This window comes from Pedobacter sp. ok626 (assembly GCF_900100435.1).
In the GTDB taxonomy this organism is placed as follows: Bacteria; Bacteroidota; Bacteroidia; order Sphingobacteriales; family Sphingobacteriaceae; genus Pedobacter.
The window spans coordinates 134,301-145,765 of the sequence record NZ_FNEX01000003.1 but is presented as its reverse complement, the minus strand read 5'-3'; the positions used below and the strand labels follow the sequence as shown (position 1 = coordinate 145,765).

The window sequence follows — 11,465 nt, the reverse complement described above, 5'->3', positions numbered from 1 at the left end:
TAATGCCCAAGAAAAGTAAACGGTTTTGGTTATCAGAAATAGCTATGCGATTGGTTGGTGTCATTACTTAAATCATTCAATAATTATTTACAATCAGGCAGAGTACAACCATAGGATTTTAATGCTGCGCTACCGAAAACCAGATCAGTTTGTTTTTGCAACAAACCCTTCAGCGCTATTTTTGCGAAGCTGGTTTTTTCGTCTGTACAATAACGAGTGGTGTTGTAGTTCCCTCTATAATATAAATGTTGAGCCTGATCTAATAAAACTGCCTGAGGTGTAGAATACACACCACAAGCTGTGGCAAGGGCTTTATCAAATAGGATAGGGATTTGGAGATCAAACTTATTTTGGATGCTTTCTTGGGTAAAAGTTTTCGGACTCAATACCACTACTCTAAAATCAACACGGTTGCCATATTCTTTAACCAGTGATTGGAAGTGCTTTATGTTAAAGCGCGAACAGGGGCAGTCTGGATTAAAAAAATGCAGAAAAATAGGTTTGCCATGCTTATTGTTCAAAGCGTCATTAACGATCAAACTACCAGTCTCAACTGATTTGTAGTCTTTAGGGATGGGAGTTGGCAATCTGTAAATGAGGTCGTTGTACCAAAAGAGATATCCAATAACAGAGAACAAAAATATTAGCCAAAAAAACACGAGAGCTTTCTTCATACTGAAATACAGATTAATACTAGGTTGTGCTTTGTTATACTAATAACGGCATTTATAATGTTAAAAGGAAGAAAATATAAAATTTAGGTTTATAGGTATGTGAGACGAGAAAGGTCTTATCTGCCAATTTTTACTTATTATTGGCCAGATTTATCTATAATTTTGTACAGGCATAGCACATTATGACAATCAAACCCATTCCGGAAGAGCGTGAATTACTGGCAAAAATTGCCAGTGGGGATGAGCATGCATTTAGGGTTTTGTTTGAGAGCTACTATCACAATTTGGGTAAATATGTATATCAATTGACTGGTTCTATTGCCGTTGCAGAAGAAATCGTTCAGGATACTTTTATTAAAGTCTGGCTAAAAAGAGAATTCCTGGTTGAAGTGAAGAATTTCAGTAATTACTTATTTATTCTTTGCAGAAACCATACTTACAATGAAATGCAAAAGAAGGCTACAGAACGAAATTTCATAGATCGCCTGAGCCATCGGATTAATGATCAGCAAAACAATGAAAATCCGGATACCTTATCCGAGAGGTACCGTGAACTGGTAGAGCAGGCGATAGAGAAATTGCCACCTCAGGCGCAGAAAGTGTATTTGATGAGTCGGGATGAGCGTATGAAATACGAAGAAATTGCCCAGGCCTTAAAAATCTCACCTGTGACGGTAAAAAAGCACATCCAATATGCGAATAAATTCATTGCAGCAGAACTCAGTTCAAAGCTGAATCTGGCTATTGTAGGCGTTTTAATGACTACATTAATCCTATCTTAATAATTATTTTAAAATTTCATGATCTGCACTGACCCTTTTTAGGGGGTGTTCCGGTCTTTAGCTTAAATAGGGATTTTGAATACCCTAAGAAACACTATGCAAGACACTAGATTTAATTATTTATTTGAGCAGTATTATAAAGGGCTGGCAACACCTGAAGAGTCTAATGAGTTTTTAAACATCGTCGAAGATGATCTCAATAAGAATCAGGTGCATGAGTTAATGGAAGTGTATTGGAAAAATGCTGCTGCTGAGGATGTGGAATTCTTTTCGGAACGGCAGCGAAATCGCATGTTTGAGGCTGTTCTTGATACTGATCAGGATGTCAAGAAAAAAGCCGGCTTTAAAATTTGGCCTCGTTTGGCTGGTATCGCCGCTGCAGCTGCCATCATTATTGCAGGAACATATCTCATTTTTAACAATAATAAAACTAAAGATACTGAATCAATTGCACAGGTAAGTGATATCGCGCCAGGTAAAGTAGGGGCTACATTGACGCTTGCCGATGGTAAAAAGATTAGTCTGGAAGATGCACAGAATGGAGAACTGGCTAATGAAGCAGGAATTAGTATTAATAAAACTGCAGATGGACAGGTTGTCTATCAAGTGAAAGGAAATTCTGGTGCATCAGATAAGATCAATACTTTAACCACAGCCAAAGGCGAAACCTATATGCTGACCTTGCCGGATAAATCAAAAGTATGGATAAATGCAGCCTCAAGTTTGAGTTACAGTGCCTCTTTAAATAAGCAGGGACTTCGCAAGGTAAAACTCCAGGGAGAAGCATATTTCGAGATTTTCAAGGATAAAGCTCATCCCTTCATTGTGCAAACTGATAACCAAGAAGTTGAAGTATTGGGTACTCATTTTAACGTAAATAGCTATAACGATGAACCTGGAATTGCCACTACTTTAATGGAAGGTTCGGTTAAGATAATTTCTGGGGGCACTCAGAAGATTATCAAACCAGGCGAACAGGCGATTAATAGAAGCGGTGCAATTACTGTAAATCTTGTCAATCTGGAAACTGTAACGGATTGGAAAAATGGCGACTTCAATTTGGATAAAGTCAACTTTAAAGTTGCTATGCGAAAAATTGCCAGATGGTATAATGTAGAGGTCATTTATGATCCCTCAATTACTGATGATATGGAAGCGGGAGGCTGGGTGTCGCGCCAAAGTAACTTATCTTCAATTTTAAACGTAATTGAGTCTTCAGGATTGGTTCGGTTCAAAGTTGATGGTCGTAAAGTATTCGTTTACAAATAATGATTTCTACTGAATAGATAGGGTAATTTACAAAATTATGGAAAGGAATATGAACTAAAAAACTACAAAAAAATAACCAGGCCTTAAAGTAAGACCTGGTCGTATTTGGCTCAAGCTAATATAATTATCAACTAGAAACAGCAGTTGCCTTCTCCGTCGAAAGTTCAGGCATTCTGCATAAACCAACTTAAACAAATGTATAAAAATTATACTAAGAAACTTGGTATGCCCAATAGGCTATGCCATAAAATACTGCTAATTATGCGATTAACCGCCGTGATATTGATAGCATCCCTAATGCAGGTCACAGCCTCGACCTTTGCCCAGCGAATCACTATAGATCAGAAAAATATGCCGCTTAAATCGGTATTGAAAGAAATTCGTAAGCAAAGTGGATTCGATTTCTTTTATGATGGAAAGATCATAAAAGACGATCAAAGAATAGACATCAGCATCCACAATGTAACCATCGATGAAGCCTTGCATAGTACATTTAATGGGCTCAATTTTATTTACGAAATTGAAGGGAAGAAAATTGCAGTTAAAAGGAAGCCTATATCTTTGATCGAAAAAATCAAGGAGTATCTCGTTGATATTAATGTTACTGGCCTCATTACAGATGAAGAGGGAAGACCGCTTAGCGGAGCCACGATTAAAGTAAAAAATGGGAGAGGACTTACTAAGACCAATAAAGACGGTTCTTTCATATTAAGCGGGGTTAATGAGAAAGCATACTTAATTATTTCATTCATTGGGTATGCCGACAAGGAAATAAAAGCCGCAGAAAACCTAGGGTTCATTAAGCTTAAACTGAGTGATAACCCTTTAGATGAAATCCGTGTTATTGCTTACGGTACCGATTCCAAACGTTTTAGTGTCGGCTCTGTGTCTACCATATCGGCTAAAGATATCGAAAAGCAGCCTGTATCCAATCTCTTATTGGCACTGCAGGGACAGGCGCCGGGATTGGCTGTAACCTCTACCAGCGGCATCCCAGGCTCACAGGTGTTGGTTCAGGTAAGGGGGCAAAATACCTTAAATGCTACAAATCCCAACTTATTTCTTAAGAAACCTTATGATCAACCACTATTTATAGTTGATGGTGTTCCATTTGCTACCCAGAATAATAACGTAAACCAATTTGCGTCGCTTCTAAATGCACAAGGTGGTTCCACAAACCTTAGCCCAAATGCGGTAGGTGTTAGCCCTTTTAATAATCTAGATCCGGCAGATATTGAAAGTATTAGTATTTTGAAAGATGCCGATGCAACCTCTATATATGGTTCGCAGGGTGCTAACGGCGTTATCCTGATTACAACAAAAAAAGGAAAACCTGGGACCACTACTTTTGATGTGAATGTAAACACAAGTTTTAACTCCGTTGGTCGCCCCGTTCAATTGCTCAATACAGAACAATACCTGCAGTTGAGAAAGGATGCTTTTGCTGCAGACGGCTTTACGCCAAGCAATAGTCCCAGTAATTTTACGGCTTATGCGCCCGATTTGACTATTTACGATCAAAACAAATACACCAACTGGCAAAAGGTTATTTATGGGCAAAATACCTCAAATACAGATGTGCACGCCAGCCTATCGGGTGGCTCAGCTAATAATACTTTTCTCATTTCAACCGGCTTTAACAAATCAACCTACAACTATCCCGGTGATTTTAACAATCAACGATATTCATTGCACAGCAGTCTGCATCATAACTCAAATAACTCCCGCCTGACAATTGATTTAACCACCGATTTTGGATATGGAAAGAATAAGTCTGCCGGGTTTGGCGGTGCACAAAGTGTGATCTTTTCGCCGAATTTGCCGGATTTATTGAGCCCTTCGGGTAGTCTAAATTGGAGTTACCAGGGTGTGGATTTAACTTCCTATCAGTTTTACGCGTCTCTGCTGAAGCCTACTTCTGTGCAGAATTATAATTTCAATACCGTATTGCATATTTCCTACAAACTGCTTGAAGGATTAACAATTGGTGCTAATGCAGGTTATAACCGAAATACGACCAACGAAAATTCTCAGGAGCCAGGAGTATCACAAAACCCAGGAAATATTAACAGAGTAGCAAATTTTTCGACTAACAATGCGCAGGCTATTAATATAGAGCCACAAATTAATTACAACAAGACTATCGGTAAAGGTGTTTTTACTGCCCTTGTAGGTTCAACTTATAAAGAGAACCCAACCTATTCAACCTACATGACTGGTACGGGCTATTCAAACGACAATTTCCTTGGCTCAATTAACGGTGTTTCCGTAACGGCCAGTGATAACACGAGTAGTTATAAATACATCGCAGCTTTTGCCCGGTTTAACTACATCTATGATAACAAGTTCATTGTTAATTTATCGGGAAGGCGCGATGGCTCAAGTAATTTTGGTCCTAATAACCGGTTTGGTAATTTTGGCTCTATTGGCGCAGGATGGATCTTTTCGGAAGAGAAGATTATCAAAAAATTACTTCCTGTATTGAGCTACGGTAAGATCTCTGGAAGTTACGGTAATTCGGGCTCCGATGGTATAGCGGCTTACCAGTATCAGTCTTTATATAAAGCTATTCCTTATGTGCCAACTTACCAGGGAATTGGACCAAGTTATCCATCTAATCTTTACAATCCTGACTATAGCTGGGCATCAAAAAAATCGCTGAACATCGCCTTAGATCTCGGCTTTTTCGATAACCGCCTTTTTTTGAATGCTACTTATTACAGAAACCGGGAAAGCAACCAGCTGGTTTATTATCCATTACCGATACAATCTGGTATATCATCAGTACTGGGTAATTTAGATGCAACTGTTCAAAACAAGGGCTTTGAATTTTCCGCATCTTCAACCAACCTCAAAACGAAAGATTTTAGCTGGAGAACCACTTTCAATCTGTCGTTTAACCGTAATAAACTACTTTCATACCCTAACCTGGCATCCTCTTCCTTTGCCAACCAGTACGAAATCGGCCAGCCAACTTCTACGATATATGGATATCGATACAAAGGGGTGAACCCGACCACCGGGCTCTTTGAGTTTTACAAGAAAGACGGAACTGTCAGCTCAAATCCAGCATACGGATTGGCCGCAACTGGTGGAGATCAGGTAGCCATTGCAAACCGGGAAATAAAATATATGGGTGGCTTTGGCAATACTTTTACCTATAAGCAATTCAGTCTGTATGTTTTCTGCCAGTTTGCGAGCCAGAATGCGCCTAATTACCTGTTTCAGATATACGGCAGCAACCAGCTTGGTTTCATGTACAACCAACCTTTGGCGGTACTTGGTAATTATTGGAAAGCGCCGGGAGAGGTTGCCCAACTGCAGCGATTGGCCAGCGGTTACAGCAGTCCAACTGTAGCCGGCACTGGTACCAACGCTGTAAACACCGCGTTGAAATTTGCGCAATCAACCGGGGCTTATGGTGACGATACCTACCTGCGTGTAAAAACAGTATCCTTGGCTTACCAACTGCCTGCTGCATTGCTAAATAAGGTGCACATAAAAGGGGCAAATGTTTTTATGAACGCCCAAAACCTGTTCACGTTTACCAACTATGAAGTGGGTGATCCGGAACAACCCGGTTTATTTACCGCTGTTCCTGTGCAGCGTGTGGTCGCATTTGGTTTAAACCTCAAATTTTAAGCAACAAAAAGAATATGAAAACGATATCCAAAGTATATATATTAATGACCGGCCTTTTGGTAGTTGTCACATCATTTACATCCTGCAAAAAATTGATAGAGATCCCTAACCCACCTTCTGCGATTACACAGGAGGTACAATTTGCCGATAGTTTAACCACATTATCCGCTGTTACCGGGGTTTATGCATTAAACAGTAATGGGAGTGGTTTCGCTTATAGCAATGTGGCTTTTACGGCTTTTCCCGGACTTTCGGCCGACGAATTAACCTATGTGCCGGTTAACGACTATCAGCAGTTTTATAACTATTCCCTGACCCCGGTAAACAGTGGGGCAGCCATCTTATGGGGAAATATTTATCAAGGGATTTATCAGGTAAATGCGGTATTGGGAGGTATCACCAACAATAGTAATCTATCGGCAAGCTTCCAAAATCAAATTACCGGCGAAATGGAAGTGCTGCGTGCATTGTATTATTTTAGCCTGGTTAACTTTTTTGGCGATGTGCCGCTTGTTACCACAACAGACTATAATACAACAAGCCGTTTACCAAGAAGTCCGGTTGCAGCTGTTTATAGCCAGATCATGTCCGACCTGGCAGATGCCCGTAAAAAATTAACGATAAGCTACCCCTCAGCAGGGCGGGCAAGGCCAAATTTATATACGGCAATAGCCTTGCAGGCAAAAGTTAATTTATATCTGGGTAACTGGCAAAGCGCTTATAATGGGGCCGATTCGGTTATTCGGATGGGTGGTTACAACCTGGTCCAAACGGGTCTCACTAAAGTATTTTTGAATGGAAGTACCGAAGCTATCTGGCAAATACCCGGAGCTCAGGCATTTAGCAATGGAGTGCCAGATGCAGTAGCTTTTGTTCCCGCTTCCGTTAATTCGTTTCCGAATTATATCATAACACCATTTTTATTAGGTGCTTTCGAAGCTACCGATCAGCGCCTTGTAAATTGGACTGGTTCAAAGGTAAGGGTTGTTAACGGGGTAAACCAAACACAATATTACCCTTATAAATATAAAAATCGCTTGTCAACCGTTGCACCTGCAGAAGATCAAATGGTATTAAGATTGGCTGAGATGTACCTGATCCGTGCCGAAGCTGCTGCACATCTTGGCGGCGCCATCAATCTTGGGAAAGCTTTAGCAGATGTAAATATCATTCGTCTCCGTGCTGGTTTATTGGGTAGTACCGCTGATGTTACATCGCAAGCTGCTGTACTCAATGCGATTATGAAAGAAAGACAAACAGAGCTTTTTTGTGAATGGGCAAACAGGTGGTATGATCTGAAAAGAACAGGTACAGCCGCCGCAGTTCTTGGTGCAATAAAGACGGGGTACATACCTGATGCTGCGTTATACCCGGTACCGCAGGCGCAAAGAGATTTGAATAATCAATTAAGCCAGAATCTGGGATATAATTAAGCATTCTTTTACCAACCATTCACATACAAAAAAATAGGGTGGGAAACCATCATCACAAAATTTAAACAGATAAAAATGAAGTTATTTAGCAATACCTTGCTCGTTTTACTGTGCCTGTTAGGCACAGTAGCTCAGGCTCAAAATACAACGCTTACAGGCCAGATCAAAGGTTTGTCCGGGACAACCGTTAAAATCAACACCAATAACAATGGTGTATTCAAAGCCGATTCAGTAAAAGTAATCAATGATGTTTTTACCTGGAAGACAAACTTAACCGGACCGCAACTAATTTCACTGGTTATAGAAAACCACAGTTACTCCTATTTTATAGGGCCGGGTCATAGTAAGCTTACAGGGACTAAAGAAGCTTCAGAAGCGTACAAATTAACCGGATCTCCTATGCAGGATGACGCAAAAGCATTTGGCGAATTTATCAAAGATCTGACAGATCAGGAAGCGTTCCTATCTACTGCATATGGTAAGGCATCTGCACAGGAAAAAGAGGAATTAAACAAAAAAAGGGAAGCGCTTAAAACAAAAAAGAAGGCGAGGGCAAACCAATTTATAGCTGATCATCCCAAAAGTTTTTTCAGCATATACCTGATAGCAGGTCGTACCTCGTATGGTTATGCTGAGGTCAAACCCCTGTATGATAAGCTTGATGAGTCGGCTAAACGGACCGAAGCGGGTAAAAAGCTTAGCCAAACACTGGAAACCTTAAAAAAAAGCCTGATAGGAAACCAAATGGCCGATTTTATACAGGCTGATACGAGCGGGAAACAGGTAAAGCTAAGCAGTTTTAGAGGGAAATATGTGCTGGTAGATTTTTGGGCCAGCTGGTGCGGACCATGTCGCGCAGAAAATCCCAATGTGTTAAAAGCTTACAATGCCTATAAAGACAAAGGATTTACGGTTGTTGGGATTTCACTGGACGATAAAGCAGCCAATTGGAAAAAGGCTATCCGTGATGATAAAATGCCCTGGACACAATTGTCAGATCTAAAGGGTTGGAAAAATGAGGTATCTACCAGTTATGGTATCGAAGGTATCCCAAGTAACCTGCTGATCGATCCCACAGGGAAGATTGTCGCCAAAGACCTTAGAGGGGAAATGCTTGAAAGTAAACTAAAACAATTACTGAAATGAAGAGAATAATCATAAGTCTTTTAGTTTTATGCCCGGTGGTATTGTCTGCACAAAGCAATTTTACCATCAAAGGCAAGGTTAGCGGTCCGATGACTGCGCTAAAAAAAGTTTACCTCAATTATAACGACGGAACGGCTGGCCGTACCGATTCTGTGGAGATCAAAAACGCTGAGTTTGAGATCTCGGGTACAATGAAGGATGGAAACTATAATTCTGCAACTTTGGCTATTGGAAATAGCCAAAGCAGGAGGCCAGATCGGCAACTGACACTTTTTATAAAAAAAGGAGAGCGAATTACGGTAGATGTGCAAGGCGCGCTCCCAGATTCAAAGATTACAGGTTCTGTTCAAACTGAGCTTTATCAAGTGATGAGGGATAGCTTATCAGGCACAAAAGATGTAGATCAATCTCTGTTGATCCTAAAAAGGTTAATTGTGCAATACCCGGATTCTAGAATGGCGTTTAGAACTTTTTTAAATATTTTTGGTACTGGCCAGGTACAACGTTTCCCGACCAAATTTCCTGAAATAGCGAATTTGTTTAGTCTATTCTCGCCTCAGATTCAGGGCTCGAAGGAGGGACTGGCTTATAGCAAATATCTGGAAAACGTTAGGCATTTGGTAATTGGTGGTACACTTTCTGATTTTACCTCAAAAACTCCGGAAGGGAAAGTCGTTAAGCTTTCCGATTTAAGGGGCAAATACGTACTGGTTGATTTTTGGGCTTCCTGGTGTATACCTTGTCGCGGCGAATTTCCATATCTAAAGAAAGCTTATACTCGGTTTAAAGACAAAAACTTTGAGATACTAGGTTATTCTATTGACCATGATAAATCCTTGTGGATTTCTGCACTGGAAAACGATGACGTTCCCTGGATCAACGTATCTAATATACTAGGCCCGGAAGATCCCATCGCGCGTGAGTATCAGATTTATGCAGTTCCTGCCAACTTTCTGATCGATCCGAATGGAAAAGTGATCGCGACTAACCTTCGTGGCGAATTGCTGGAATCTACATTAGAAAAATTCATTAAATAACCTGAAAATCATAGAATATGAAAATGAGAAATTATAGCATTGTAATGCTATTGCTGAGCCTTGCTTTTTTCTGTAATCAGGTATTTGGGCAATCCAGAATTAGGGAATTGCTTAAAACAAAACCTGCGATAATTGAGAAAACAAGACCCCAGATGTACAAGAATTCGCAAATCAAGTTCTACGAATATACCATGGCAAACGGTCTAAAGGTGGTAATAAGGGCCGATGACAGTCGTAAAGATATACAGATGAGTGCCATCTGTCCTGGCGGTGCCTCCTTAGTAGATGATCAGGATTTTCAATCAGCTATACATGCAGGAGCTATTATTGGCAACAGTGGCGTGGGGGATTTTAGCGGATCCGAAATCAGTCAGTTTTTTAAACAAAAAAATATCAGTTTAACTCCTGATATCGAAGAAAACTATAGCACCTTAAAAGGCAGCTGTATGCCTGCCGATTTGGAAACCTTTTTGCAAGCCATTTACCTGTATTTCACGCATCCTAAAAAGGATAAAGTTTATTTCGATACGTATATCAAGAATCTTAGCAAGAGCGCTGCGATTTATTATAAAAATCCGTACAATGTTTTACAGGATACGGTTAATGCGTTAGTAAAGACGAATAAAAAAAGAGTCAATACCCTCAGTGCGGCTAATATCAAAGCAATTAACCTGGATAAAGCATTTGATATTTTCAGCAAATGCTTCGGTAGTATCAAGGGCTATACTTTTGTGTTTACCGGAAACTTCAAAGTGGATGATTTTAATGAGCCATCCAATGAGGTTATTGATCTGATGGCTCAATATTTCAATGCATTACCTTCAAAGGCAGCTATGCAAGCACAAGTTGACAGGAACAACGAGATTCCGAACGGCAAGATTTATAAAAAAGTCTACAATGGCCATTTGCCATTGGCAGCGGTGCAATTGGTTTATAGCGGGAAGTACCAACACAGCGATTCTGTAAACTTGCAATTAAAGGTTTTGTCTTATTTATTGGAGAAAAATTTGGATACCCTTAAAGCCTTTAGCGGCGCAAGTAAAGCCTCGGTGACACTTACCTTAACTAAGTTTCCAAAGCAAAGCTATTCCATAAATATTGGGTTTAAGTGTTTGCCACAGCAGGTTGATGAATTGTTGGCTATGGTTAATCGAACGATAGCCGATTTGAAACAGGGTATAAAACCTGAGCAGCTGAAGCAATACGTGACCTTGAGAAAAAGCGAACTCAAAAAACAAACTTTCGATTATATTTTTTGGCGCGATTACCTAGCCTTACAATACGTGAATGGCGACGATCCATACGAAATTGTACATTATCCTTATTACTTTTATAAGGCTAGTACAGAAACGGTAAAACAGGCTGCGAATGAATTTTTAACCGGCAGTAATTACATTCAAGCAGTTTTGTTGCCTGCCCCAAAGAAATAGTTAAAATAGAAAGGGTAAGATGATCCTTCCGATCATCTTACCCTTTCTATTT

At 40.1% G+C, this 11,465-nt stretch carries 8 protein-coding genes; 7 read left to right on the top strand and 1 reads right to left on the bottom strand.

The genetic code is table 11. The annotated features are described in order from the left end of the window. Window positions 1-83: 83 nt before the first annotated feature. Window positions 84-674, bottom strand: coding sequence for a TlpA family protein disulfide reductase (locus tag BLS35_RS04980; RefSeq protein WP_090778424.1), 591 nt, complete (start codon window positions 672-674; stop codon window positions 84-86). A gap of 182 nt (window positions 675-856) precedes the next feature. Between BLS35_RS04980 and BLS35_RS04975 the strand changes: the two genes are divergently transcribed. The 7 genes from BLS35_RS04975 (at window position 857) to BLS35_RS04945 (ending at window position 11,413) form a co-directional block, all read left to right on the top strand. Beyond that, entirely contained in the window at window positions 857-1,456 is a 600-nt protein-coding gene (locus tag BLS35_RS04975; protein WP_090778422.1) for an RNA polymerase sigma factor, read from the top strand. 96 nt (window positions 1,457-1,552) lie between these two features. Next, window positions 1,553-2,725, top strand: coding sequence for a FecR family protein (locus tag BLS35_RS04970; RefSeq protein WP_090778420.1), 1,173 nt, complete (start codon window positions 1,553-1,555; stop codon window positions 2,723-2,725). A gap of 195 nt (window positions 2,726-2,920) precedes the next feature. Further along, a complete protein-coding gene (locus BLS35_RS04965) occupies window positions 2,921-6,367 on the top strand; it encodes a SusC/RagA family TonB-linked outer membrane protein (protein WP_090778418.1) in 3,447 nt (1,148 codons plus the stop codon). A gap of 14 nt (window positions 6,368-6,381) precedes the next feature. Beyond that, window positions 6,382-7,800: a RagB/SusD family nutrient uptake outer membrane protein gene (locus tag BLS35_RS04960; RefSeq protein ID WP_090778416.1), complete on the top strand. Its 1,419-nt coding sequence runs from the start codon at window positions 6,382-6,384 to the stop codon at window positions 7,798-7,800. Window positions 7,801-7,875: 75 nt separating this feature from the next. Further along, window positions 7,876-8,946, top strand: coding sequence for a TlpA disulfide reductase family protein (locus BLS35_RS04955; protein ID WP_165973222.1), 1,071 nt, complete (start codon window positions 7,876-7,878; stop codon window positions 8,944-8,946). Further along, complete coding sequence (locus tag BLS35_RS04950; protein WP_090778414.1) at window positions 8,943-9,983, top strand: TlpA disulfide reductase family protein; 1,041 nt, start codon at window positions 8,943-8,945, stop codon at window positions 9,981-9,983. The genes BLS35_RS04955 and BLS35_RS04950 overlap by 4 nt, the downstream gene beginning before the upstream one ends. A 17-nt stretch (window positions 9,984-10,000) precedes the next feature. Next, complete coding sequence (locus BLS35_RS04945) at window positions 10,001-11,413, top strand: M16 family metallopeptidase (RefSeq protein WP_090778412.1); 1,413 nt, start codon at window positions 10,001-10,003, stop codon at window positions 11,411-11,413. The last annotated feature ends 52 nt before the right edge of the window (window positions 11,414-11,465 follow it).